Source organism: Pseudomonas sp. K8 (genome assembly GCF_014889455.1).
Classification (GTDB): domain Bacteria; phylum Pseudomonadota; class Gammaproteobacteria; order Pseudomonadales; family Pseudomonadaceae; genus Aquipseudomonas; species Aquipseudomonas veronii.
Window position 1 is genome coordinate 99,890 of the sequence record NZ_VJWO01000009.1, and the last position, 25,781, is coordinate 125,670.

24 protein-coding genes and 1 riboswitch are annotated in these 25,781 nt (G+C 61.7%); of the genes, 13 read left to right on the forward strand and 11 right to left on the reverse strand.

Annotation, left to right across the window (positions count from 1 at the left end; genetic code table 11):
* Positions 1–90: 90 nt before the first annotated feature.
* Positions 91–642: a cytochrome b gene (locus INT12_RS09315; protein WP_017844973.1), complete on the forward strand. Its 552-nt coding sequence runs from the start codon at positions 91–93 to the stop codon at positions 640–642.
* Positions 643–674: 32 nt separating this feature from the next.
* Complete coding sequence (locus tag INT12_RS09320; protein ID WP_017844972.1) at positions 675–1,271, forward strand: YceI family protein; 597 nt, start codon at positions 675–677, stop codon at positions 1,269–1,271.
* A gap of 146 nt (positions 1,272–1,417) precedes the next feature.
* Here the strand turns inward: INT12_RS09320 and INT12_RS09325 are convergent, their stop codons facing one another.
* The 5 genes from INT12_RS09325 to ahcY form a co-directional block, all read right to left on the reverse strand.
* Positions 1,418–3,319 carry a DEAD/DEAH box helicase gene (locus INT12_RS09325; protein ID WP_046381778.1) on the reverse strand — a complete coding sequence of 634 codons (1,902 nt, stop codon included), beginning with the start codon at positions 3,317–3,319 and terminating at the stop codon, positions 1,418–1,420.
* Between the two features lie 222 nt (positions 3,320–3,541).
* The gene (locus INT12_RS09330; protein WP_193058830.1) at positions 3,542–4,345 is read right to left on the reverse strand and encodes a substrate-binding periplasmic protein; all 804 of its coding nucleotides are present in this window, start codon (positions 4,343–4,345) and stop codon (positions 3,542–3,544) included.
* 63 nt (positions 4,346–4,408) lie between these two features.
* A complete protein-coding gene (locus INT12_RS09335) occupies positions 4,409–5,491 on the reverse strand; it encodes a hypothetical protein (protein ID WP_193058831.1) in 1,083 nt (360 codons plus the stop codon).
* 78 nt (positions 5,492–5,569) lie between these two features.
* Entirely contained in the window at positions 5,570–6,415 is an 846-nt protein-coding gene (gene metF, locus INT12_RS09340; RefSeq protein WP_017844969.1) for a methylenetetrahydrofolate reductase [NAD(P)H], read from the reverse strand.
* 172 nt (positions 6,416–6,587) lie between these two features.
* Positions 6,588–7,997, reverse strand: a complete 1,410-nt coding sequence (gene ahcY / locus INT12_RS09345; RefSeq protein ID WP_017844968.1) for an adenosylhomocysteinase — start codon at positions 7,995–7,997, stop codon at positions 6,588–6,590.
* Positions 7,998–8,018: 21 nt separating this feature from the next.
* A riboswitch (S-adenosyl-L-homocysteine riboswitch) is annotated at positions 8,019–8,125 on the reverse strand.
* A 198-nt stretch (positions 8,126–8,323) separates the two neighbouring features.
* Between ahcY and INT12_RS09350 the strand changes: the two genes are divergently transcribed.
* From INT12_RS09350 to INT12_RS09365, 4 genes are all read left to right on the forward strand, one after another.
* On the forward strand, positions 8,324–8,728 hold the full coding sequence (locus tag INT12_RS09350; protein WP_017844967.1) for an acyl-CoA thioesterase: 405 nt from the start codon (positions 8,324–8,326) through the stop codon (positions 8,726–8,728).
* Between the two features lie 98 nt (positions 8,729–8,826).
* Positions 8,827–10,758: a patatin-like phospholipase family protein gene (locus tag INT12_RS09355; RefSeq protein ID WP_193039515.1), complete on the forward strand. Its 1,932-nt coding sequence runs from the start codon at positions 8,827–8,829 to the stop codon at positions 10,756–10,758.
* Positions 10,759–10,829: 71 nt separating this feature from the next.
* Positions 10,830–11,717 (forward strand): formate/nitrite transporter family protein, encoded by an 888-nt coding sequence (locus INT12_RS09360; protein ID WP_017844965.1) that lies wholly within the window; start codon positions 10,830–10,832, stop codon positions 11,715–11,717.
* A 180-nt stretch (positions 11,718–11,897) separates the two neighbouring features.
* Positions 11,898–12,284 carry an MAPEG family protein gene (locus INT12_RS09365; protein ID WP_046381781.1) on the forward strand — a complete coding sequence of 129 codons (387 nt, stop codon included), beginning with the start codon at positions 11,898–11,900 and terminating at the stop codon, positions 12,282–12,284.
* 52 nt (positions 12,285–12,336) lie between these two features.
* Here INT12_RS09365 and INT12_RS09370 read toward each other — a convergent pair whose 3' ends face one another.
* Positions 12,337–13,521, reverse strand: a complete 1,185-nt coding sequence (locus INT12_RS09370) for a murein transglycosylase A (RefSeq protein ID WP_046487957.1) — start codon at positions 13,519–13,521, stop codon at positions 12,337–12,339.
* 129 nt (positions 13,522–13,650) lie between these two features.
* Here INT12_RS09370 and INT12_RS09375 point away from each other — a divergent pair, with 129 nt between their 5' ends.
* Positions 13,651–14,100, forward strand: coding sequence for a c-type cytochrome (locus tag INT12_RS09375; RefSeq protein WP_017844962.1), 450 nt, complete (start codon positions 13,651–13,653; stop codon positions 14,098–14,100).
* Positions 14,101–14,105: 5 nt separating this feature from the next.
* On the opposite strand, the gene INT12_RS09380 is transcribed toward INT12_RS09375, so the two are convergent.
* The 5 genes from INT12_RS09380 to INT12_RS09400 all read right to left on the reverse strand — a co-directional run bounded on the left by INT12_RS09380 (position 14,106) and on the right by INT12_RS09400 (position 19,077).
* Positions 14,106–14,501: a DUF1090 domain-containing protein gene (locus INT12_RS09380; protein WP_046381783.1), complete on the reverse strand. Its 396-nt coding sequence runs from the start codon at positions 14,499–14,501 to the stop codon at positions 14,106–14,108.
* 39 nt (positions 14,502–14,540) lie between these two features.
* Positions 14,541–16,202 (reverse strand): NAD-dependent DNA ligase LigB, encoded by a 1,662-nt coding sequence (gene ligB / locus INT12_RS09385; RefSeq protein WP_193039514.1) that lies wholly within the window; start codon positions 16,200–16,202, stop codon positions 14,541–14,543.
* 99 nt (positions 16,203–16,301) lie between these two features.
* On the reverse strand, positions 16,302–16,652 hold the full coding sequence (locus INT12_RS09390) for a hypothetical protein (protein WP_193039513.1): 351 nt from the start codon (positions 16,650–16,652) through the stop codon (positions 16,302–16,304).
* A 219-nt stretch (positions 16,653–16,871) separates the two neighbouring features.
* The gene (gene metK / locus INT12_RS09395; RefSeq protein WP_017844958.1) at positions 16,872–18,062 is read right to left on the reverse strand and encodes a methionine adenosyltransferase; all 1,191 of its coding nucleotides are present in this window, start codon (positions 18,060–18,062) and stop codon (positions 16,872–16,874) included.
* 19 nt (positions 18,063–18,081) lie between these two features.
* Positions 18,082–19,077 carry an ArsR/SmtB family transcription factor gene (locus INT12_RS09400; RefSeq protein ID WP_026139787.1) on the reverse strand — a complete coding sequence of 332 codons (996 nt, stop codon included), beginning with the start codon at positions 19,075–19,077 and terminating at the stop codon, positions 18,082–18,084.
* A 259-nt stretch (positions 19,078–19,336) separates the two neighbouring features.
* Here INT12_RS09400 and tkt point away from each other — a divergent pair, with 259 nt between their 5' ends.
* From tkt to fba, 6 genes are all read left to right on the forward strand, one after another.
* The gene (gene tkt / locus INT12_RS09405; protein WP_017844956.1) at positions 19,337–21,334 is read left to right on the forward strand and encodes a transketolase; all 1,998 of its coding nucleotides are present in this window, start codon (positions 19,337–19,339) and stop codon (positions 21,332–21,334) included.
* Positions 21,335–21,543: 209 nt separating this feature from the next.
* Positions 21,544–22,593, forward strand: a complete 1,050-nt coding sequence (gene epd, locus INT12_RS09410) for an erythrose-4-phosphate dehydrogenase (RefSeq protein WP_017844955.1) — start codon at positions 21,544–21,546, stop codon at positions 22,591–22,593.
* 18 nt (positions 22,594–22,611) lie between these two features.
* Positions 22,612–23,775, forward strand: a complete 1,164-nt coding sequence (locus INT12_RS09415; protein ID WP_017844954.1) for a phosphoglycerate kinase — start codon at positions 22,612–22,614, stop codon at positions 23,773–23,775.
* A gap of 26 nt (positions 23,776–23,801) precedes the next feature.
* A complete protein-coding gene (locus INT12_RS09420) occupies positions 23,802–24,029 on the forward strand; it encodes a hypothetical protein (protein ID WP_017844953.1) in 228 nt (75 codons plus the stop codon).
* Between the two features lie 60 nt (positions 24,030–24,089).
* Entirely contained in the window at positions 24,090–24,422 is a 333-nt protein-coding gene (locus INT12_RS09425; RefSeq protein WP_017844952.1) for an MliC family protein, read from the forward strand.
* 281 nt (positions 24,423–24,703) lie between these two features.
* Complete coding sequence (gene fba, locus INT12_RS09430) at positions 24,704–25,768, forward strand: class II fructose-bisphosphate aldolase (RefSeq protein WP_003177554.1); 1,065 nt, start codon at positions 24,704–24,706, stop codon at positions 25,766–25,768.
* Positions 25,769–25,781: the final 13 nt, after the last annotated feature.

Below are 25,781 nucleotides of genomic sequence, written 5' to 3' on the forward strand. Positions count from 1 at the left end.
ATATTTCTCGATATTTCAAAGCAAAAAATTGCGCTTTAATTCGATAGGTAAATCGTTAGTCTTGAGCACAGTTCTTACGGGATTAAGTACATGCAGCTACGTAACTCACCAGCCCGCTACGGCTGGGTCAGCATGGTATTGCACTGGGGCGTGGCCCTGGTGGTGTTTGGTCTGTTCGCCCTGGGCTTGTGGATGGTCGGTCTCGACTACTACAGCGCATGGCGCAAAGACGCGCCGGATCTGCACAAAAGCATAGGCATCACGCTGTTCGCCATCATGCTGGTGCGTATCGTCTGGCGCCTGATCAGCCCGCCGCCACCGGCGCTGGCCAGCTACAGCCGGCTGACGCGGATCGGTGCTGCATTTGGCCATGGGTTCCTTTATGTCGGCTTGTTTGCCGTGATGATCGCCGGTTACCTGATTTCCACCGCGGACGGTGTGGGTATCCCGGTGTTTGGCCTGTTTGAGATTCCTGCCTTGGTTTCCGGCTTGCCGGACCAGGCAGACACCGCAGGCGTGGTGCATCTGTACCTCGCCTGGGTGCTGGTGGTTTTCGCCGGCCTGCACGGCGTGGCCGCGTTGAAACACCACTTTATCGATCGTGATGCGACCCTCACGCGAATGCTGGGGCGCAAAGCCTGATGTTCAACCTCGACTCACAAGGAATAGAAAGCATGTTGAAAAAGACACTCGCTGCTCTGGCAATCGGTTCTGCTCTGCTGTCCGCAGGCCAGGTGATGGCCGCTGACTATGTTGTCGACAAAGAAGGCCAGCACGCCTTCGTCGACTTCAAGATCAGCCACTTGGGCTACAGCTTCATCACCGGTACGTTCAAGGACCTGGACGGCAAGTTCAGCTTCGATGCCGCCAAGCCTGAAGACAGCAAGATTGAGTTCAACGTCCGCACCGCCAGCGTGTTCACCAACCACGCTGAGCGTGACAAGCACATCTCCAGCAAAGACTTCCTGGACGTTGGCAAGTTTGCCGATGCCAAGTTCGTCTCCACCAGTGTTAAAACCACCGGTAAGAATGCTGCGGGCCAAGTCACTGCCGACGTGACCGGCGACCTGACCCTGCACGGCGTGACCAAGCCGATCGTCGTCAAGGCCACCTTCCTGGGTGAAGGCAAGGATCCATGGGGCGGCTACCGTGCCGGTTTTGAAGGCACTACCAGCTTCAATCGCCAAGACTTCGGCAAGCAGATGGACCTGGGCCCAGCGTCCAACAATGTTGAGCTGTACGTGACGTTTGAAGGTGTGAAAGCGAAGTAACGCTTCACTTGTTGGAGCGAGCTTGCTCGCGAAAAACGTAGAGACACCGCGTTTTTTCAGGCTGCCAGCGTTATCGTTGACGACCTTCGCGAGCAAGCTCGCTCCTACAGGCAAAAAAACCCGTATCTCGCGATACGGGTTTTTTTTTATGCTTCGCGGTTGCGGGTCAGCAGCGCTGGTTTTTCACCACGAGGACGGCCTGGCAACTGATCCAGCTGCTCCGGTGTCGGGAAGCGGTCGGCTTTCGACTCCTTGTGGATGATCTTCGGCGCTGGGCCGCCGCGCGGGTTCTGCACCGCTGGCTCGGACAAGCGTGGCTGGTCGTCACGGGCCGGGCGGCGGTTGTTGCTGCGCGAGTCTTCGCGACGCGCCTGGCCATCACGCGGTGCGCCGTTACGCGGGCCGCTGCGCTTGGCCGGTGGCGTACCGGTGGTGCCGCCGCTGCTGTTGCGCGGGCCGTTCTGACGCGCGCCCTGTGGCTGGCCGCCACGCGGTGCGCCAGTGCCAGCGCCCGGAGCCGGAGCGCCTGGACGACGGCCACGGCCCTGGGCCGGTTTGGCCTGGGGCACGTAGTCGACGCGGTTACCGAAGTTATCCACATCGTCGTCGAGGAACTCGTCCGGCGCGCGGTCGGCGCTGGCGCGTGGCGGCTGGCTTGGCTGGCTCGGCTGACGCTGTTCGCGGGCCGGGGTGCCTTCGCGGGGCTTCTGCTCGCGGGCCGGGCGTTCGCCGCGGCCGTTGGTCGGCGCTTTTTCCTTGCCGCCCTTGTCCTTGCCCTTGTCGCGACGACCGCCGCCGCCACCGCCGCCGTTCGGGCCATCGCCCTTCGGACCGCGTGGATTGCGTGGGTTACGCACGTCCGGACGCTCGCGCACCTCAGGCTTCTCGGCCTCAACGGTGCTGGCATCGAAGCCCATCAGGTCGCCGTCGGCGATTTTCTGCTTGGTCATGCGCTCGATGCTTTTCAGCAGTTTTTCTTCGTCCGGCGCAACCAGGGAGATGGCTTCGCCCGAACGACCGGCACGGCCGGTACGGCCGATACGGTGTACGTAGTCTTCGTCGACGTTAGGCAGCTCGAAGTTGACCACGTGCGGCAGTTGGTCGATATCCAGGCCGCGTGCGGCGATATCGGTGGCCACCAGGATGCGTACTTCACCGGCCTTGAAGTCGGCCAGCGCTTTGGTGCGCGCGTTCTGGCTCTTGTTGCCGTGGATGGCGACGGCGGTGAGGCCGTGCTTGTCCAAGTACTCGGCCAGGCGGTTGGCGCCGTGCTTGGTGCGGGTGAACACCAGCACCTGTTCCCACGCGCCGTGGGTGATCAGGTGCGCCAGCAACGAACGCTTGTGGCTGGCGGCCAGGCGGAACACGCGTTGTTCGATACGCTCGACCGTGGTGTTCGGCGGCGTGACCTCGATGCGCTCCGGGTTGTGCAGCAACTTGCCGGCCAGGGCAGTGATGTCGTTGGAGAACGTTGCCGAGAACAGCAGGTTCTGACGTTTGGCCGGCAGGCGGGCGAGGACCTTTTTCACGTCATGGACAAAGCCCATGTCGAGCATGCGGTCGGCTTCGTCGAGCACGAGGATTTCCACGTGGGACAAATCGACGCTGCCTTGGCCGCACAGGTCGAGCAGGCGACCCGGGCAGGCGACGAGGACGTCAACGCCACGGGACATGGCCTGAACCTGTGGGTTCATGCCGACGCCGCCGAAGATGCAGGCGCTGACGAACTTCAGGTCGCGGGCATACAGCTTGAAGCTGTCGTGCACTTGGGCGGCGAGTTCGCGGGTAGGGGTCAGGACCAGTACGCGCGGTTGGCGCGGGCCATGACGCTGGGACTTGTCCGGGTGACCATTGGGGAACAACCGCTCCAGAATCGGGAGGGCGAAGCCGCCGGTTTTACCAGTACCTGTCTGAGCCGCAACCATCAGGTCGCGACCTTGCAACACGGCGGGAATAGCCCGCTGTTGCACCGGAGTAGGCTCGGTATAGCCCGCTGCCTCGATGGCGCGGACTAAAGCCTCGGAGAGACCGAGGGAAGCAAAGGACATGAGTAATCCTGTTTTAGTTAGGGCTTGGCCCAAAGGGATAATCTTGCCGGGCGTGAATGGCGCTTAGGGGAGCGCAACCCCGTCCGGTCCTGCTGCGTCTGGCGGACACTCCAATGGCTCGCGCGGGCCGCAAAGCTGCGCAGTAGCTGGGTTGGGTGTCTTTTTCAAGACCTCAGCGGCCGGGCGTAAGCCTGGCGGGAAGGCCCGAGTATAACAGAGCAATCACCGCGCGCTGCTTTCCTGCTGCTCAACGGTGTGTTCGTGCAGTGTAATCGGCGCCGTTGCGCTTTGAATACCACCATATTTGGCGCTCAAGGCGGCGTAGGCCGGCTCTTGCTTGAAACGCTTGAGTTCGGCGGCAAAGCGCTGCACTAGGAGGTCCATGCCCGCGCCACGGCGCACGGCGAGGAACTGCTGCTGGCGGCGGATCACGGCGGGCGCCTGGCTGACCTGGCCTTCCAGGCCCAAGGCCGCGATCACATGCTGGCCGACCCGGCGGGCAGTCACCAGCAGATCGATGCGGCCAAGCAGCAATTTGCCGAAGTTCGCTTCATGACTCGGCGCCGGCTCGCGTTGGAACACGCTGGACTCACTGAATTCGGCGCCGTACAGGTAACCCGGCGAGGTGCCCACGGTCAGCCCGCGCAACTCGTCGAGGGTCTGGACCGGGTGGGGCCGCTCATTGGCGTAGAACAGCACGAACTCCACTTCCGACAGCGGTTCGCTGGGGTACAGCAGCAGGGCATCGCGCTCATGGCTGTGGAAAATGTCCAGCGCGCCGTCGGCGTGGCCTTGTTCGAGCATCGCCAGGCAGCGTTTCCACGGCAGGAATTGCCACTGCACATCGACGCCCAGGCGCTGGAACACGATCACCGTGGTTTCATAGTCCAGCCCGCGCATCGTGCCGTTGTCGTCATACACGTAAGGCGCCCACGGTTCGGTGACGATGCGCAATTTCTCGCCGTGAGCGGCCAGGCTCAGGCAAGTAAAAAGAGTCGCAGTCAACAGCTTCAGAAGGGCGGACATGGCCTGAGGTTACGATGCTCCTGAATGAAAGAGAAGCTCTGGCACGCGCATCTGCAAGGATCGTTATTTGGCGGGCGAGGTTATCAAATGTTCGTAGATCGCGCTGCGCCGCTCGCCCAGAATCAGCCTGACCACCGGGTTGGCGAACCAGTGCTCCAGTTGGTGGGCGTCGAGCGGACGTTGCTGGCGCTCTTCCTGATTCTGCCGCGCCTTGTCCCACCACACCGGGCCGCACGCCTGGTCGAACTCGTTCTCGTGCTCGTAGCAACCGTAGAGAACTTCGCGGATGAACTGCTGCTGGTGCTTGGGCAAGAGCAGGGTGATCAGTTTGTACATCAGGCGCTGCAAGCGCGGCGGGCGCGGCAGGTGCGAGGAAACCTGACGCGTGTCTGCCAGGGCCTGCGCGCTGGTGGGGGCGGCCGCATGCTTGGCGATCCACGCCTTGACCTTGGCGCGGAACAGCTGCTTGCGGCTCCAGTAATGGTGGATCAGGTCCGGGCACTCGCGCACATTCACGGTGCGGTAGGCGGCGATCGACAGGCAGAACTCTTCCAGGGTGTAGGCGCCCTGGGCGTGGGGGAACAGTTCATCCATCAACTCGATGGAGTGATCGAGGATGTGCGCGTCCTGTTGCGTCAGGCCGATGACGCCGGAGTTGAGGGTCATCATGTCATCGTCGGCCACGCCCATGTCCAGCAGGCGCTGGTGCAGGGCGCTATAGAGGATGCTTTCGTGATTGTCGCGGTACTTGGTGTAGAAGGCGTTGCACAGCAGAGTGCCGGGTTGCACGCGCTCGAACAGGGCTGTGGGCGAATGGTGGAAGAAGGTGTCGGTGTCGATCAGCAGGGCTGTCGACGACTCTTCCAGCACCTGGCGCAGCACCACGTGTTTGGTGCGGAAGTGATAGCCGTGGGGCTCGCTCCAGCGTTTGCGGGTGGCGTCGTCCAGCGGGCGCACGCGTACCGGCAGCAGGCGATAGGGTTCGGGGTTGTCGCTGAATACCTGGATGTCCACGACGGCGTCCGGGGTGTCCTGCAGAAAAGCCAAGGCGCTGGCGATACTGAAGACGGCTTCCTGATGGTAGGTCTGGGCACCGAAAACCAGATACACCAGTTGCGGGCGGGAAGTCGAGGGCACTGTATTCATGGACTGCTGGGTTCCGTGGGCATGTAAAACGACAAAGGCCCTCGTAGAAACGAGGGCCTTGGCACAGCCGGGCAAACTTCAGCGTGGCAGCTTGAGGTTGTTCCAGATGGCAAGGCTAGGTTCAGCCTGGTTCAGGGTATAGAAATGCAGCCCTGGCGCACCACCTTGCAACAATTGTTCACACATCTCACTGATTACCTGTTCGCCGAATGCCTGGATGCTTTTGACGTCGTCGCCATAGGCTTCCAGTTGCTTACGCACCCAGCGTGGGATCTCAGCACCGCAGGCGTCGGAGAAGCGCGCCAGCTTGCTGTAGTTGGTGATCGGCATGATGCCCGGCACGATCGGGATGTTCACACCCATGGCCCGTACACGCTCGACGAAGTAGAAGTAGCTGTCGGCGTTGAAGAAGTACTGGGTGATCGCACTGTCGGCGCCGGCGTTGGCCTTGCGCACGAAATTCTGCAGATCGTCTTCGAAGTTGCGCGCCTGTGGGTGCATCTCCGGGTAAGCGGCCACTTCGATGTGGAAGTGATCGCCGCTTTCTTCGCGGATGAAGCTCACCAGGTCGTTGGCGTAGCGCAGCTCACCGCTGGCCATGCCCATGCCGGATGGCAGGTCACCGCGCAGGGCGACGATGCGCTTGATGCCGGCGCCTTTGTATTGGGTCAGCAGGGCGCGCAGGTCGGCCTTGCTGTCGCCCACGCACGACAAGTGCGGCGCGGCGGGAATTTTGACTTCGCTTTCCAGCTGCAACACGGTGTTGATCGTGCGGTCACGGGTCGAGCCGCCAGCGCCGTAGGTGCAGGAGAAGAAGTCGGGGTGGTAGCTGGCCAACTGCTTGGCAGTCGCCATCAGTTTTTCATGCCCAGCATCGGTCTTGGTCGGAAAGAACTCGAAGCTGTAGCGACGGTCTTGGGACATGGTAATACCCTTGGAAACTCAGAAGCCGACTGTGCAACCCACCTGCACTGTAGCAGCGAGCTTGCTCGCGAAGAACGTCAACGATAACGCGTCAAACAGGCTGTACGCGGTGCCCTTGGGTTTTTCGCGAGCAAGCTCGCTCCTACAGGTTAGAGCAGGTGGAGCTGGTTACTTAGTAGCGGTAAGCGTGCGGCTTGAACGGACCTTCGACGGTCACGCCGATGTAGTCGGCCTGGGTCTTGGTCAGTTGAGTCACCACGCCGCCGAAGCCGCGGACCATTTCCAGGGCCACTTCTTCGTCGAGTTTCTTCGGCAGCACTTCCACGGTCAGACGCTCGGCTTTCTGGGCCGGCGACAGGTCGGCGTACTTCTGGCCGAACAGGAAGATCTGCGCCAGTACCTGGTTGGCGAACGAGCCGTCCATGATGCGGCTTGGGTGGCCAGTGGCGTTACCCAGGTTTACCAGGCGGCCTTCGGCCAGCAGGATCAGGTAGTCGTCGTTCTGCGGGTCGAAATCGCCCGAGCCGGTACGGTGAACCTTGTGTACCTGTGGCTTCACTTCTTCCCATGCCCAGTTCTTGCGCATGAAAGCGGTGTCGATTTCATTGTCGAAGTGACCGATGTTGCACACCACGGCGCGCTTCTTCAGGGCCTTGAGCATGTTGGCATCGCAGACATTCACGTTACCGGTGGTGGTGACGATCAGGTCGATCTTGCCCAGCAGGGCCTTGTCGATGCTCGCTTCGCTGCCATCGTTGATGCCATCGATGAACGGCGAAACCACTTCGAAACCGTCCATGCAGGCTTGCATGGCGCAGATCGGGTCGACTTCGGAGACCTTGACGATCATGCCTTCCTGGCGCAGGGACTGGGACGAACCCTTGCCCACGTCACCGTAGCCGATCACCAGGGCTTGCTTGCCCGACAGCAGGTGGTCGGTGCCGCGCTTGATCGCATCGTTCAGGCTGTGACGGCAGCCGTACTTGTTGTCGTTCTTGCTCTTGGTCACCGAGTCGTTGACGTTGATGGCCGGGATTTTCAGCTCGCCCTTGGCCAGCATGTCCAGCAGGCGGTGTACGCCGGTGGTGGTTTCTTCGGTCACGCCGTGGACGCGGTCGAGGATCTGCGGGTACTTCTTGTGCAGCAGCTCGGTCAGGTCGCCGCCGTCGTCGAGGACCATGTTGGCATCCCAAGGCGCGCCATCTTTCAGGATGGTTTGCTCCAGGCACCATTCGTACTCTGCTTCGGTCTCGCCTTTCCAGGCGAATACCGGGATACCGGCAGCAGCGATGGCGGCGGCGGCCTGGTCTTGGGTCGAGAAGATGTTGCAGGACGACCAACGCACTTCGGCACCCAGGGCAACCAGGGTTTCGATCAGCACGGCAGTCTGGATGGTCATGTGGATGCAGCCGAGAATCTTCGCGCCCTTGAGCGGTTGCTCGGCGGCGTACTTGCGACGCAGACCCATCAGGGCAGGCATTTCGGATTCGGCGATAAAGGTTTCGCGACGGCCCCAGGCAGCGAGGGACATGTCGGCGACTTTGTAGTCGTTGAAATCTGCAGGCGTAATTACAGCGCTCATGAAGAGCCTCCATTCGTAGTGTGCGAATGGGCGCCGTTGTGCGTTTAGTATCAGGCCAGGACAACCAGGCCGGACAACGCCCCATCCGAGCCTGACAGGTCTAACCTGCTGCAGCGCCCCTCGGACAGGTGGCGGGAGAACGGTATCAACTGAAGATGACCGTTTTGAAGCGGGTGCGATTATAGCTGTGTACGCGGCACTTCCCAAGCCTTTCTGTCGGCGATATGAAGATCCCGCATGGGGGCGATAGGCAATGGCGCATAGAGCTTGCGCCCAGGCTCTGCCATGATATTGCCCATCATTCGGCAAGACGCTTTGGAGTGACCATGAACTTCCACACCCGCAAATGGGTAAAACCTGAAGACCTCAACCCCAACGGCACCCTGTTCGGTGGCAGCCTGCTGCGTTGGATCGACGAGGAAGCAGCCATCTACGCGATTGTCCAATTGGGCAACCAGCGCGTGGTGACCAAGTACATTTCTGAAATCAACTTCGTCAGCGCCTCGCGCCAGGGCGACATCATCGAGCTGGGCATCACCGCCACCGATTTCGGCCGCACCTCCATCACCCTGACCTGTGAAGTGCGCAACAAGATCACCCGCAAAAGCATCCTCACCGTGGAAAAAATGGTCTTCGTCAACCTCGGCGAAGACGGTTTGCCCGCGCCTCACGGCCGGACCGAGATCAAATACGTGAAAGACCAGTTCAAGGAAGACAGCCCTCCTGCGTAACCGCACAGCGGTTTGATTGCTTTACCAAATCATTCCGCGTGGATCTTTCCCAGGCTTTCTCACGACTCAGGACTACGTTCTGTATCGAGAGCCTATGTATGAAAGTGTCGTCCAATCCGGCTGAGCAGATGCAGCCGCTTTCGCTCCAGTCATCGCAAGCCCCCCTCAGCCAAGACGTGAAAACCACGTTGGTTGAGGCCGCGGGACCGCGCAAACTGAGTCTTTCCCGCAATATTGACGGCCAGGTGGAGGTGGTGTTGTCGCCGCCACCGCCCAGCCATCTGGTGCTCAGCGGCGGAGGTGCCAAAGGCGTTGCCTATCCGGGAATGGTGCAGGCGCTGGAGGACAGTGGGAAGCTGCAAGGTATCCAGGTTATTTCCGGCTCATCCGCCGGCGCGATTTCTGCCTCGTTGCTCGCCAGCGGCATGAACGCCGAGGTCTTCGGCAAGCTATCGAACCGCATCGACCTGCCGAGCCTGTTGAACAGCGACGACCCGTTGACGGCCTGGCTGCAAGAGGCCAGTGCTCGCCTGGGCAAACTCACCCGGCGCTTGCCAGGCCCGGCGGGCAATATCTCTCAATTGTTGCTGACCATGATGCCGCGCCTGCAAACCGAGGCGCGTCCCTTGGAGCAATTGCTGCGCAATGAGTCGCGCCAATCGGTCCTTGCCCATATCGCCGCTACGCCAAGGGCCACCCGGCCTGGTGAAGTCATGAAAATCGCCGACCGGCTCAGCGCCGGCGAGGCTCCGACGTTTCGCGATCTTGAGGTGTTGAACCGACATATCCCGGCGATCAAACCGCTCAATATCACCGGCACAGGGATGTTCGACGGCCGCCCGCAACTGGTGACGTTCAACGCCAGCCTGACCCCGGACATGGACATCGCCCGCGCCGCGCACATCTCGGCGTCGTTGCCGGTGCTTTTCAAGCGCCCTGGCGAGCAGGGGCATGCCTTCCAGGAAACCGCCGAAGCCACTGCATTCCAGGACGGCGGCCTGCTGCTCAACACGCCGGCCCCCGGGGTGATCGAGCCCTCGTTTGCAGAAAGCCCGTTGAGCCAGCACGAGTCTCTGATCGTCAAGTTTGAAGCCGAAGACGCAGCGATGCCGAAAAAAGGCGGCGGTTTTTTCAGCAGCCTCGTCGACAAGCTGACGGGAACGCCCCATGCGTCCGCCGAGGCCTATCAAAATGAGCGGCTCAAGGCGTTTGCCGAGCAGACCGTGGTCCTGCCGCTGAAGACGGATAAGGGGGACTTTCGCGGCACGCTCAACGGCACCGTGAATTTCACCATGAGCGCGCAAGACAAGCAGCATCTACAGGCACAGGCGCGCAAAACCGTGGCGGCGCACTTGGAACAACGCGACACGGTGCGCGAGCATCACACGTTCGCCTCGTTGGATGACGCGGTGCTGGCAATGGACGATGCGATGCTGGCCAGTGCGCAGGCAACCTTGCAGAAAGACCCGGCCGCCGCCGCGGTGTTGATGTTCAGACAGAACGCACAACAAGCGCTGCAAACCCTGGACAGTGCCATTGCCAAGGTGAACCAGGCCCACGACACCCTGATCTTCACACCTGAGCTGTCTGCCGCGCTGCGTAACCTGGATGCGCTCGCCAGCCGGCCTGAGCACGTCGAGTGGCTGGGGCGTCGATTGAATGCCGCGGGGCAGCGCAATTTTCAGCAGTTGTTGCAGGTGGCGGCCAAGCAGGCTTCGGGCGCCTCGCCGATGTCCAGCGTCATGGCCAGTGCGGTCGCCGAAATGAAACGGCGCGACATCGCGGTAAAGGCCGAAAATTTCACCCGCGAGGTCATCTACCCATCGCTGTACCGGCCGGGCCAGACCGACGCCAATGTCGACCTGCTGCAACGCGCTGCGGCGGATTTGGCCAAGGCGACCACCCCCGCGGCGTTCAACCGGGTGCTCGACGAGATCATTCGGCACTACGGCGCGCGCAACAAGCCCTGGTCAAAACCGTTCAGTTCGACCACGGTGGAGATGGCCAAGGCCTGGCGCATACCGGTTTAGTTGCCAGGCCACTGAACAGCCATCGCTCCAGCCTGTCGTAGCTACAGGCACCCCTTGGACTCTGGAGCATCATGGCCACGCACGACGACGGCAAGACCCCCAACCTGTCGAAGGAAGAGCAGCACGACGTCGACAAGAACCAGCCACCCCGCGCGGCGGTGCTGCATGAAATCATCCGCACCCAGGGCGACCAGGAACTGGAGCGCACGGTGGCGGCATTGTGGTGGTCGGCGCTGGCGGCCGGCCTGACCATGGGCCTGTCATTGATGGGCATGGGCCTGCTCAACTCGCGCCTGCCGGACGGTGAAGGGTTCAAAGTCATCGCCAGTTTCGGTTACTGCGCGGGCTTTTTGGCGGTGATTCTCGCGCGTCAGCAGTTGTTCACCGAAAACACCCTGACCGCAGTGCTGCCGGTGATGAGCAAACCGACCCTGGCCAATGCCGGGCGCTTGCTGCGGCTGTGGACGGTGGTGCTGGTGGGCAACCTGTGCGGCACCTTGCTGGTGGCTTATGTGATGCTGCACCTGCCGATCTTCGATACCAAGACCGATCAGGCCTTCCTTGAGATCGGACGCAAAGTCATGGAAAACGCCCCCGGCCAGATGTTCGCCAAGGGCATCGTTTCCGGCTGGATGATCGCCACCATGGTGTGGATGATTCCGTCGATGGAAAGCGCCAAGCTCTGGATCATCATCCTGATCACCTACTTGATGGCGCTGGGGGATTTCACCCACATCGTGGTCGGCTCGGCGGAAGTGTCTTACCTGGTATTTGCCGGTGAACTGCCGTGGAAGGATTTCTGGCTGATATTCGCCGGGCCGACCCTGGCCGGCAATATCATTGGCGGCAGCTGTATCTTTGCGCTGATCAGTCATGCGCAGATCCGCAGCGAAAGCAGCTTGCCGGGTAAGGTTGCAGCGGACCCGAGGCATCCGCAGCGGATCAATAAGGATCAGTGAGCGGCAGAATCAACGCGCTGCCGACACGGAACCCATGGCGGTTGGGGGTGTGCGTTTTGATGAGCTACGCTTGAGTGCTTTGGGCCATGCGGTTGGGCGCAGAGCCTGTGGCTGGATGCGGATCGGCATGTTTGTGATAAAGCGTTGATCGCCTTGATAAAACCAAAAAAGGAATGAGTGATGACTGTCGCTTTCTGGTGTGTATTGATTGCAATCTTTCTGCCGTACCTGTGTACCGGTGTGGCCAAATTCAGTGGCGGCAAGTTCGGGCCACGGCAGAACCATGACCCGCGTGCCTTCCTCGATACCCTGGAAGGCTTCGCCAAACGCGCCCATAACGCGCAGCTCAACAGCTTTGAAGTGACCCCGGCGTTTGCTGCCGCAGTGATCATCGCGCACCTGGCCGGCACCGCCGAACTGGTCACGATCAATGTCCTCGCGGTGCTGTTTATCACCAGCCGCCTGCTGTACATCATCTGCTACCTGGCGGACTGGGCCATCCTGCGCTCGCTGGTGTGGGCGGTGGGCATGGCGCTGATTGCGAGTTTCTTCTTCGTCTCGATCTAACGCTTGCCGCAGTGTGGGGGCTGGCTTGCCCCACACTGTCGATCAGCGTCTGTCAGGTGCCGGCCGGGGCATCCGGTACCTGGGGTAATGCGGCGCCCTTTGGCCACAACATCCAGATCTGCCCCTGCTGCTTCATATTCCCTGCCAGTTCGCCTGCGGCCGCCCCTGTGCCCCAGAACAAGTCTGCGCGCACTTCGCCGGTGATTGCACCGCCAGTATCCTGCGCGGCGACGGGGCGCACGATCGGCGCACCGTCCGGCCGTGTGGTCGACAGCCACAGCAGGCTGCCCAGCGGAATCACCTTGCGATCCACCGCCACGCTGTAGCCGGCGGTCAGCGGCACGTTCAGCGAGCCGCGAGGGCCTTCGTTGCTGTCGGGGCGGGCGCTGAAGAATACGTAGCTGGGGTTGCTCGCCAGCAGTTCCGGAATGCGCTGCGGATGCGCCTTGGCCCAGGCGCCGATGGCCCCCATGGTCACGTCTTCTTTCTTCAGCTCGCCTTGCTCCACCAGCCAGCGGCCAATGGGGCGGTAGGGGTAGCCGTTCTGGTCGCCATAGCCGATGCGCAATTGGCGCCCGCCTGCCAGTTGAATCCGCCCCGAACCCTGGATCTGCAGGAACTGCAGGTCCATCGGGTCAGTCAGCCATGCGATCGGCTTGGCGGTGGAGCCTTGGCCGTTGATCGTGCTGGCGTCGTCATACGGCTTGAGCACACGACCTTCCAGGCGGCCGCGCAGGCGCTTGCCCTTGAGTTCCGGGTAGATACTTTCGAGGTTGACGATGATCAGGTCGTCCGGCACGCCATACACCGGCACATGGGCGGTGGGGGTTTCGGTCAGGCTGCCGGGGTAGACGGGTTCGTAGTAGCCGGTGATCAGGCCGTTCGGTGTGTTGTCGGCCGAGCGCAGGCCGAATACGTCCAGGCGTTCCTTGAGAAAACCGCGAACCGCCGCGGCATCGCCTGGCACCGCCGTTGCCGCCGCGCAGGTCGTGCCCCACACCGGGTCAGCCTTGAGGCGTTGGCAGGCGCTGCGCCAGGACTCAAAGCCGGCCAGCAGTTCGCTGTCGGACACTGCCGGCAGGGCTTCCCACGGTGCGTTCACATAGGTGGCCACCGCATGGGGTTTGATTGTTTCATCTTTGTGCGTGTCCTTGCCCGCATCGCAGCCGGCCAGCACCGCGATCATCGGTAGAGCCCACGCCAGACGGCGGCTCCAGGGTTTCAAAGCGATATTCATACAAGCAATTCCTGAAGCGATTGCCCGTGCGTCGACGCGTTTGGGCAACCCTTATCGTTAATAGGGCTATTGGTCTTTGCGGGTGGGGCGAGGATACTGGCCGCCGTTTCCCGTGACCTCGAAGCCACCATGACTTTTAAAAAACTGACTGTTGTACTGCTGGCCTGCCTGGCGCTGTCCGCCTGTGGCGGCGTTGATCCGAATTCGCCCCTGGGCCAGCGCAAAGCGATCTTCAAGCAAATGCTCAAGACCGGCGAAGACCTGGGTGGCATGTTGCGTGGGCGCATCCCGTTCGACGGCGCGAAGTTCGCCGAAGGCGCGGTCAAGCTCGATGCGTTGTCCCATGAGCCATGGAAGCATTTTCCGAGCGTGCGTGAGGAAGACCACACCAGCGCCAAGGACGACGTCTGGCAAAAACAGGCGCAATTCCAGCAAATGGCCCGCGACCTCGAAGCGGCCACCGGTGAATTGGTGATCGCAAGCCAGGTGCAGCCTTACAAGGCCAGTAACCTTTCGCCTGCAGTGCAGAAAGTCGAAGATGCCTGCAGCGCCTGTCATAAGCAGTTCCGGGACCACTGACCGGTTTACTGGTCGAGTTCTTCCACCGCATCCTGCAGTGCTTTGCGCGACTCGGCCAGTTTGTCCTTGCGTTTGTTGATCTTGTCCGCGTCGCCTTTTTTCATCGCCTTGTCGAGGTCGGCCTGACGGCGGCTGACGTCATGCTTGGCGTCGAGCACCTTGTTTTCGCGCTCCTTTTTCAACGCCGCGTCGTTGCAGTTGGCCGTGACTTCACTCAGGGCTTTCTCCAGGCCGGCCTGTTGTGCGCTGTCGCCATGGGCTTTGGCCTGTTCGATCTGGGTGCTGATGGCCTGGCGCTTGGCGGCGCAGCCGGTCAGCGGGGTTGCTTCTTCGGCTGCCAGCAGTGGCGTCGCCATGAAGCATGCGACGGTCAGCAGGGCAAAAGGGGCTAAAAATTTCATATGGAGCTCCAAAGTCGCAATCTGATGGCCGGGTCGGGTTCAAAATCCGTCTATTCCGGCCACGCGTAGTGTCTCAGCCAAAGCCTGTATCTGCGGGTCGCGAAAAAAAGCGCTGAGTTGCGCCGCGCGGCCCGGGCCGATGCCATCCAGGGCCAGCCAGGCTTGGGTGTCCTTGGCAACCAGCGCCTGCCAGTCGCCTTCCAGGTTATTGCGTGCCGCAGGCGGTACACCCAGGGCTTTGAGCCATTGAGCGAAAGGCCGTTGCCGCGCGCTTTGGATACTGTCGAGCACCCGCGCACGGCTGCGATCGCCGAAGCCCTCAATGTTAGCAAGCTCTGCCGCATCGAGGGTCAACCAATCGAGGAAGCCTGCGATTAGACCGGCCTGGATCAATACGTTCCACGTCTCCCGGCCCATATGCGGCAGGCCCAGGCCCTGGTTGCCGCTCAACCAGGTCAGGCGCGACAGCAACTGTTCTTCGCAGCCAGGGTCCAGTTGCCAGCAACTCAGGGCGTGAAAGTCCCGGGCGTTGGGGACTTGGATGTCCACTCTGGTCTCATTGCGCAGGACCACCTCGTCCAGTCGCGGGATGACCTGGCCGGCGAGGCTGATGGCGACCTGGTCGCCGGGGCGGATATCCAGGGTTTTCCAGCGTTGCAGGGAGCCGGTGCTGACGCGGCTGATCTGCCGGTCGTCCACGCGCACCGGTTCGAGTTCCAGGATAGGGGTGATGCGCCCGGTGCGGCCGATGTTGAACTGCACCTTGCGTACCAGTGCGAGAGCCTTGGCGGCGGGGTATTTCCAGGCGACTGCCCAGTAAGGCGCACTGACCTGCCAGCGCTTGGCGGGTGCGCGTGTGGCCTGGTGCAGCACGACGCCATCACTGGCAAAAGGCAGTGGATGGTTGTACCAGTAGGTGCGCCAGCGGGCGGCGCCGACGATGTCCTGGATGGGCCGGCTGTAGCGTTGGCTGTCGATGAAGCCCCAGCCTGCCAGGGTGGCCAGGCGCTCGGTGAAGTCCGCCGGGCCATCGGGCCAGGCCCAGACAAACAGACCGATCCCGGCGGCCTCGGCGTCGCTCAACTGTCGACGGTTCATCAAACCGGCCACCTTGCTGCGCGCATTGAGCCCGCCCAGGCTTGATTGCACATGGTCGTCGAGACGCCAATAGAGCTCACCTTGCAGCACCAGGTCGATGGGCTCCGGCAGTTGCTGGACGATACCGGGGATTTTTTTCGCGCAGGCCGACCAGTCCTGGCCGAGCAGGCCGTCGCCCCGGCTGATCACCTGGTGCAGGCGCCCCTGGCGGTACACCAGGGTCACGGCGACACCATCGACCTTGGGCTGGACCCACACATCTTGGCGAACCTGGAGCCATTCGCCGACGGCGTGTTCGTCGAGCAATTTGTCCAGGCCCGTATGGGTCACCGGGTGCGGCGAGGTGCCCCGTGAGCTGGCCAGAGGCTTGTCGGCCACCGCCGCCGGTTGCGGGAAACACCGCTGCCAGTGAGCCAGGCGCTGGCGGGCCTGGTCGTAGAGTTCGTCGCTGATGGGCGAATGGCCGAGCCGGTGGTAACTGTCGTCCCAAAGGCTGATTTGCCGAGCCAGCGGGCCGATTTGTGCCCGTGCGTCATCGGGGCACTCTTCAGCCCTGGCCAACCCGGTTAGAACACTGAGTAAAAGAACGATCAGCAAGCGCATCGGGAGCATCCTTGCTCGGTAAGGGGCGTTCAGCCTAAGGGATCTTCGCGCCCACAAAAAAGCCCCGACAGAGCGGGGCTTTTTACCGGGTGTTTCTGCTTACTTGAACAGACCACCCAGGGCTTTCACGGCATCGTTGTTTTCTGCCTTGGCCTGCTGCTTTTGCTGCTTGGCATCGACGTTGGCCTGGGACTCGGCGAGTTTGTTACAGCCTTTGTTGACCTGCTCCAGCGCAGCTTCGAAGGCCTTCACTTTCAACGCGTCGTTCTTGGCATTGGCCGCGTCGATCTTGGTTTGCAGGTCTTTGGCATGCTGCTGGCAGTCGCCGGAGTTGCCGCCACCGAGCTGGGAGCTCAGTGCGCCACTCAGTGCGCTCAGGTCGGCGGCGTTCACCGGCAGGGCAAACAGGCTGAGCAGCAGGGCGGCAGGGGCGAGCTTGGAAATTTGCATGAAAACCTCAATGTCCGATTGCCTGCGCGCTGATGAGTCCCGGGCCGGCGCAGTGCAATATCCAGAATAAGGTGGAGGGCCCGAGAGGGCGCGGATTCTAGTGGGCCACTATTTAGCCTGCAAGGTTTGGATCCAAAAAATGTGAACGCCGAGGCGAATCTCCCGACAATAAAAAGCCCCGCCGGGCGAACCCGGCAGGGCTTTGGGTAGCGCAAGCGATTACAAGCCGGCAGCGATACGCAGGTCGTTGGCGCGGTCGGTTTTTTCCCAGGTGAAGGTGGTGAAGGTGTCGTCGCCGACTGTCTTCTGCGCCGGGGTACGGCCGAAGTGGCCGTAGGCCGCGGTTTCCTGGTACATCGGGTGCAGCAGGTCGAGCATGGTGGTGATCGCGTAAGGGCGCAGGTCGAAGATCTCGCGCACCAGTTTGACGATCTTGTCATCGCTGATCTTGCCGGTGCCGAAGGTGTTCAGCGAGATCGACGTAGGCTGGGCCACGCCGATGGCGTAGGACACCTGAATCTCGCAACGCTCGGCCAGGCCAGCGGCGACGATGTTCTTGGCCACGTAGCGACCGGCGTAGGCCGCCGAACGGTCAACCTTGGATGGGTCTTTGCCGGAGAACGCGCCACCGCCGTGACGGGCCATGCCGCCATAGCTGTCGACGATGATCTTGCGCCCGGTCAGGCCGCAGTCGCCCACCGGGCCACCGATGATGAACTTGCCGGTCGGGTTGATGTGGAACTGGGTGTCCTTGTTCAGCAGTTCAGCCGGCAGCACGTGCTTGACGATCAGCTCCATCACGCCTTCGCGCAAGTCGGCGTAGGAAACGTCCGGGTTGTGCTGGGTCGACAGCACGACAGCATCGATACCGACCACTTTGCCGCCTTCATAACGGCACGTCACCTGGGACTTGGCGTCCGGACGCAGCCACGGCAGCAGGCCGGATTTGCGGGCTTCGGCCTGGCGCTGCACCAGTTGGTGCGAGAAGGTGATCGGCGCTGGCATCAGCACGTCGGTTTCGTTGCTGGCGTAGCCGAACATCAGGCCCTGGTCGCCGGCGCCCTGGTCTTCTGGCTTGGCGCGGTCAACACCCTGGTTGATGTCCGGGGACTGCTTGCCGATGATGTTCATCACGCCGCAGGTCGCGCCGTCAAAGCCGACGTTGGAGCTGTTATAGCCGATGTTGGTGATCACCTCGCGGACGATATGCTCCAGGTCGACCCAGGCCGTGGTGGTGACTTCGCCGGCGATGATCGCCACGCCCGTTTTCACCAGAGTCTCGCACGCCACACGGGCGAACTTGTCTTCAGCAATGATGGCGTCCAGCACCGCATCAGAAATCTGGTCGGCGATTTTGTCCGGATGCCCTTCAGACACGGACTCGGAGGTGAAAAGGGAGTATTCGCTCATCTCGATGTTTTCCTGATATTTACCGATGGTGAGTGTCGCCAGCCGGTCGCTGAAAATGGCGGACCTGGATCTGGAAACCATTACGTAAACCTACATAGAGGCTTTCCCCGGGAACGAGTCCCGCAGCGGTGGCCCAACGGGCCAGATCGTCCTGTTCAAAACCCAACCAGAGATCACCGCAGGCCTCCCTGGCCCAATTCTGGTTGTGGCTGCATAAATCTGTAACCAGCAGGCTACCGCCGGGTTGCAGCAAATTCGCCATCTGCTTGAGGGCGTCGGCGGGGGCGGCGAAATGGTGCAGGACCATGTTCAGCACCACGCAATCGGCCCGCAGGCTGGTGTCATTCAGGGCATCGGCCAACTGCAGGCTGACGTTGCCCAAGGCCTCGCGCTCGCACAGCTGGCGTGCCAGTTCGAGCATCGCCGGGCTGTTGTCCAGCGCCGTGACCTGTTGAAAGCGGCGCGCCAGTTCCGGCAAAAAGCCGCCATCGCCAGGCCCGACTTCCAGGGCCGTCGCTTTATGACTGAAGCTCAGCTTGTCCAACAACGCCAGTACACTTTCGCGATATTGCGGCAAGCCGGCGATCAGGTCTTGCTGGGCGCGAAACTTCTCGGCGACCCGTGAGAAAAAGTCCTGGCTGGCCGCCGCACGCTGCCCGTGAACCTGGCCGATGCGTGATTGCACGTCGCCGGGCAGGCTCAAGTTGTCCACTTCTTCCAGCAGCGCGCTGTGCAGCTTGCCGCCGAGCAACTCGGTGTGGGGCAGGGCACGGCGGTAAAAAATCGCATTGCCTTCGCGGCGGGTGGCCACCAGGTCGGCCTGGGCCAGGACCTTCAAGTGATGGCTCATGCCCGACTGGCCGATGGCGAAGATCTGCGCCAGTTCCAGCACGCCGAAGGAATCGTTGGCCAGCACCCGCAAGACGTTCAGGCGCAACGGATCGCCAGCGGCCTTGCATAAGGCAGCCAGTTCATCGCCATCGTCGGGACGCAGGGAGGGCACGGGTAAGTTCATAAGGCCAGCAGTCTAGTGACGGGTGGAAATCATCGCAAGGCCAATATCAAAAAGTTTTGATATTGGTCGATAAGTGGCGGTTATAAGCGAGCGCTATTCCCGTTAGACGAAGCGGCGGCAGGGTTCTGCAGGCGATTGCCGCGCAAACCACAGGAAAAACGCCCTCAAGTGACTATCTGTCATTGCCCGCAGGCGGTGGCTGAGGGAAAATGCCGGTCCTTTTTTCCGTTTCTTTTATTCAACCCTCAGGAGAACAGCGATGCCCAGCCGTCGTGAGCGTGCCAACGCCATTCGTGCCCTCAGCATGGATGCCGTGCAAAAAGCCAACAGCGGCCATCCCGGTGCCCCGATGGGCATGGCGGATATCGCCGAGGTACTCTGGCGTGACTACCTGAAACACAACCCGACCAACCCGTCTTTCGCCGACCGTGACCGCTTCGTGCTGTCCAACGGCCACGGCTCGATGCTGATCTACTCGCTGCTGCACCTGACCGGCTACGATCTGACCATCGACGATCTGAAAAACTTCCGCCAGTTGCACAGCCGTACCCCGGGTCACCCGGAATTCGGCTACACCCCAGGCGTCGAGACCACCACCGGTCCCCTGGGCCAAGGCCTGGCCAACGCCGTCGGTTTCGCCCTGGCTGAAAAAGTCCTGGGCGCGCAGTTCAACCGCCCCGGCCACCACATCGTCGACCACCACACCTACGTATTCCTGGGTGATGGCTGCATGATGGAAGGCATTTCCCACGAAGTCGCTTCCCTGGCCGGTACCTTGGGCCTGGGCAAGCTGATTGCCTTCTACGACGACAACGGCATCTCCATCGACGGCGAAGTCGAAGGCTGGTTCACCGACGACACCCCTAAGCGCTTCGAAGCCTACAACTGGCAGGTGATCCGCAACGTCGACGGCCACGATCCGGAAGAAATCAAGACCGCCATCGACACCGCCCGCAAGAGCGAGCAGCCGACCCTGATCTGCTGCAAGACCACCATCGGTTTCGGCTCGCCGAACAAGCAAGGCAAAGAAGACTGCCACGGCGCCCCGCTGGGTGACGCGGAAATCGCCCTGACCCGTGAAGCGCTGAAGTGGAACTACGGCCCGTTCGAAATCCCGGCCGACATCTACGCCGAATGGGACGCCAAGGAACAAGGCCTGGCCACCGAAGCCGAGTGGGACCAGCGTTTCGCCGCCTACTCCGCCGAATTCCCGGAGCTTGCCAATGAGCTGGTACGCCGCCTCGCCGGTGACCTGCCTGCCGACTTCGCGGAAAAAGCCTCGGCCTACATCGCCGAAGTCGCAGCCAAGGGCGAGACCATCGCCAGCCGTAAAGCCAGCCAAAACACCTTGAACGCCTTTGGCCCGCTGCTGCCTGAGTTCCTCGGCGGTTCGGCCGACCTGGCCGGTTCCAACCTGACCCTGTGGAAAGGTTGCAAAGGTGTCTCCGCCGAAGACGCCAGCGGTAACTACATGTACTACGGCGTGCGCGAATTCGGCATGAGCGCGATCATGAACGGCGTGTCCCTGCACGGCGGTCTGGTGCCTTACGGCGCGACCTTCCTGATGTTCATGGAATACGCGCGCAACGCAGTGCGTATGGCCGCGCTGATGAAGAAACGCGTGATCCACGTGTACACCCATGACTCCATCGGCCTGGGCGAAGACGGCCCGACCCACCAGCCGGTCGAGCAATTGACCAGCCTGCGCACCACGCCGAACCTGGATTGCTGGCGCCCAGCCGACGCGGTCGAATCCGCCGTGGCCTGGAAACACGCGATCGAGCGCAAGGACGGCCCTTCGGCGCTGATCTTCTCCCGTCAGAACCTGCAACATCAGGTTCGCACTGACGCGCAGATCGCTGACATCAGCCGTGGTGGCTATGTGCTCAAGGACTGCATCGGCGAGCCGGAGCTGATCCTGATCTCCACCGGTTCCGAAGTCGGCCTGACCGTTCAGGCCTACGACAAGCTGACTGCCCAGGGCCGCAACGTGCGCGTGGTGTCCATGCCTTGCACCAGCGTGTTCGAAGCCCAGGACGCCGACTACAAGCAATCGGTGTTGCCGCTGCAGGTCAGCGCGCGTATCGCCATCGAAGCGGCTCACGCCGACTACTGGTACAAGTACGTGGGCCTGGAAGGCCGCGTGATCGGCATGACCACCTACGGTGAGTCGGCGCCGGCGCCAGCCTTGTTCGAAGAGTTCGGTTTCACCCTGGAAAACATCCTGGGTCAGGCTGAAGAGCTGCTGGAAGACTAAAAGCGCGAACGCGGTGGCCAACTGGCTGCTGCACACAGATGTGCGGTGGCGACTGCCCATCGCACCCACTGTAGGAGCGAGCTTGCTCGCGAAGAACGAGAGAGCGCCGCGTCAAACCAGAGACGCTGCGTTATCGTTGACGATCTTCGCGAGCAAGCTCGCTCCTACATTGGTTAGATGGTTTGTGTCGCCCACACTGCGAGAACCCCATGCCCCAACCGCGTCCCTACAAAGTTGCACTCAACGGCTACGGCCGTATTGGTCGTTGCGTCTTGCGTGCTCTGTTCGAGCGAGGGGCGGCGGCCGGGTTTGAGATTGTCGCGATCAACGATTTGGCCGACATGGCCAGCATCGAATACCTGACACGCTTTGACTCCACCCACGGCCGGTTCCCCGGCGAAGTGCGGGTGGAAGGCGATTGTCTGCATATCAAGGGCGACTGCGTGAAAGTGCTGCGCAGTGCCACCCCCGAGGGCATCGACTGGGCGGCGCTGGGCGTCGACCTGGTGTTGGAATGCTCCGGTGCCTATAACACCCGTGCCGACGGCCAGCGTTTTCTCGATGCCGGCGCGCCGCGTGTGCTGTTTTCCCAGCCGATGGCCAGCGAGGCGGATGTCGACGCCACCATCGTCTACGGCATCAACCAGGATTGCCTGACCGGCGCTGAGCGGCTGGTGTCCAACGCTTCCTGCACCACCAACTGCAGCGTGCCGTTGTTGCGCCTGCTGGACCAGGCGATCGGCGTGGACTACGTGTCGATCACCACCATCCACTCGGCGATGAACGACCAGCCGGTGATCGACGCGTATCACCATGAAGACCTGCGCCGCACGCGTTCGGCGTTTCAGTCGGTGATTCCGGTGTCCACCGGTCTGGCGCGTGGCATCGAACGGCTGTTGCCGGAACTTGCCGGGCGAATTCAGGCCAAAGCCGTGCGGGTGCCGACGGTGAACGTTTCATGCCTGGACATCACCATGCAAACCGTCAGCGACACCGATGCGGTGGAGGTCAACCGGATTCTGCGCGACGCCGCCACCAGCGGCCCGCTCAAAGGTTTGCTGGCCTACACTGAGTTGCCCCACGCCAGTTGTGATTTCAACCATGACCCGCATTCGGCGATTGTCGATGCCAGCCAGACCCGCGTTTCCGGCCCGAGGCTGGTGAATATCCTGGCCTGGTTCGACAACGAATGGGGGTTTGCCAACCGAATGCTGGACGTCGCAGAACACTATCTGCAAACAGCCTCTCCAAAACTTTAGCCTCAGGAATTGCCACCCATGACCGTGTTGAAGATGACCGACCTCGATCTGCAAGGTAAACGCGTACTGATTCGCGAAGACCTCAACGTCCCAGTCAAGGACGGTGTTGTCACCAGCGATGCGCGAATCCTGGCCTCGCTGCCGACCATCAAGCTGGCCCTGGAAAAAGGTGCGGCCGTGATGGTCTGCTCCCACCTGGGTCGTCCGACCGAAGGTGAGTTTTCGGCCGAAAACAGCCTCAAGCCTGTGGCCGATTACCTGAGCAAGGCCCTGGGCCGCGACGTGCCGCTGGTGGCTGACTACCTCGGCGGCGTTGACGTGAAAGCCGGCGACGTCGTGCTGTTCGAAAACGTGCGCTTCAACAAGGGCGAGAAAAAGAACAGTGACGAACTGGCCCAGCAATACGCCGCCCTGTGCGACGTGTTCGTGATGGACGCCTTCGGCACCGCCCACCGCGCCGAAGGTTCGACCCACGGCGTGGCCAAGTTCGCCAAGGTCGCTGCCGCCGGCCCGTTGCTGGCTGCCGAGCTGGACGCGCTGGGCAAGGCCCTGAAGGCGCCGGCCCAACCAATGGCGGCCATCGTGGCCGGTTCCAAAGTCTCCACCAAGCTGGATGTGCTCAACAGCCTGAGCCAGGTCTGCAACCAGTTGATCGTCGGCGGCGGCATTGCCAACACCTTCCTGGCCGCAGCCGGCCATCCGGTGGGCAAGTCGCTGTACGAGCCGGACCTGCTGGACACCGCTCGCGCCATCGCGGCCAAGGTCAGCGTGCCGCTGCCGGTGGACGTGGTCGTGGCCAAGGAATTTGCCGAAAGCGCTGAAGCCACCGTCAAACTCATCGATGACGTGGCCGCTGACGACATGATCCTGGACATCGGCCCGCAAACCGCAGCCAACTTCGCGCAATTGCTGAAAGCCTCCCGGACCATCCTGTGGAACGGCCCGGTCGGTGTGTTCGAGTTTGACCAGTTCGGCAACGGCACCAAAGTGCTGGCCAAGGCCATTGCCGAAAGCTCGGCATTCTCCATCGCTGGCGGCGGCGACACCCTGGCGGCCATCGATAAATATGGCGTTGCCGACCAGATCTCCTACATTTCCACCGGTGGCGGCGCGTTCCTCGAATTCGTCGAAGGCAAAGTCCTGCCGGCGGTTGAAGTCCTGGAAAGCCGAGCCAAAGGCTGAGGCAGATCAGGAAAAGGAGCATTCCCATGATCAAGTCGTTGGCACTGGTGATCGCAGCGGGCCTGTTGGCCGGCTGCGGCAGCACGCCGAGCGCGGCGCCGGCACCTGGAAAGGCGCTGCCGGCGCAGAAAAAAAGCTGCTACCAAGCCGATTGGCAAGCCGAGACCATGCCGGTGATCAACAAGCGCATGGGCAACGAACGGCTGGAGAAATACGACTCTGCGCCCAACGGTCAGGAACAGGGTTGCCCTTGAAGGGTCTGATCAACTAACCGACTGCAACGCAGGCCCAAGGCCTGCGTGCGAGGATTGGCAATGAAAGGCGTTTTCGCCCTGGCAGCACTGGCGTTACTGGCCGGTTGCAGCAGCATGAACATGTTCAACAAGGCAGAGCCTGCCGACAAATGGACGACCTGGACCTGCGACAGCAAGGCCGAGGTCAACTGGCGCTTTGCCAACCCGGCCCGCACCGAAGTGGATGTCCGCCTCGGCGGCTCGACCCAGGTTTACCGCCTCAAGCAGGATGTGGCGGCATCGGGTGTGCTCTACAGCAACGATCAGTTGGCGTTTCACACAAAAGGTGAGGAAGGCCTGGTTTACTGGGTGGCCACCGACGATTTGATCGGACGTGGCTGCAAGGCCCAGTAAAAGAACACGGTCTCAACATTAATGAGACCCCAATGTGGGAGGGGGCTTGCCCCCGATAGCGTTGGGTCAGCCACTCGCGATGTCGACAGGTAAATCGCCGTCGCGGGCAAGCCCCCTCCCACATTGATACGGTTTCAAAGTGATGTCGGCGTTGAGTCCGGCTCACAAAAAACGATTCAGCAGGCCAGGTATGCAAAGCCTGACCGGCAATAACTTGAATAGCAGCCGCCGCTACGGCAGGCTTGCACGATTAACGACCCTCGACCGGGAGAGACAACACAATGGCACTTATCAGCATGCGTCAAATGCTGGACCACGCAGCCGAGTTCGGCTACGGCGTCCCAGCCTTTAACGTCAACAACCTTGAGCAGATGCGCGCCATCATGGAAGCCGCTGACAAGACCGACTCCCCAGTGATCGTCCAGGCTTCGGCCGGTGCGCGTAAATACGCCGGCGCCCCGTTCCTGCGTCACCTGATCCTCGCCGCGATCGAAGAATTCCCGCACATCCCGGTGTGCATGCACCAGGACCATGGCACCAGCCCGGACGTGTGCCAGCGTTCCATCCAACTGGGCTTCAGCTCGGTGATGATGGACGGCTCCCTCGGCGAAGACGGCAAGACCCCGACCGACTACGAGTACAACGTGCGCGTCACCCAACAAACCGTGGCCATGGCTCACGCCTGCGGCGTCTCGGTTGAAGGCGAGCTGGGCTGCCTGGGTTCCCTGGAAACCGGCATGGCTGGCGAAGAAGACGGCATCGGCGCCGAAGGCGTGCTGGATCACAGCCAGATGCTGACCGACCCGGAAGAAGCCGCCGACTTCGTCAAGAAGACCCAGGTCGACGCCCTGGCCATCGCCATCGGCACCAGCCACGGCGCCTACAAGTTCACCAAGCCGCCTACCGGCGACGTGCTGGCCATCGACCGCATCAAGGAAATCCACAAGCGCATCCCCAACACCCACCTGGTGATGCACGGTTCTTCCTCGGTGCCGCAAGAGTGGCTGGCGATCATCAACCAGTACGGCGGCGACATCAAAGAAACCTACGGCGTACCGGTTGAAGAAATCGTCGAAGGCATCAAATACGGCGTGCGCAAGGTCAACATCGACACCGACCTGCGCCTGGCATCCACCGGCGCGATGCGTCGCCTGATGGCCACCAACCCGAGCGAATTCGACCCACGTAAATTCTTCGGTGCCACCGTGACCGCGATGCGCGATGTGTGTATCGCACGTTATGAAGCGTTTGGTACTGCGGGCAATGCTTCGAAGATCAAGCCGATCTCCCTGGAAGCGATGTACCAGCGTTACCTGAAAGGTGAGTTGAACGCTAAGGTGAACTGAGCCTCAAGCGTTT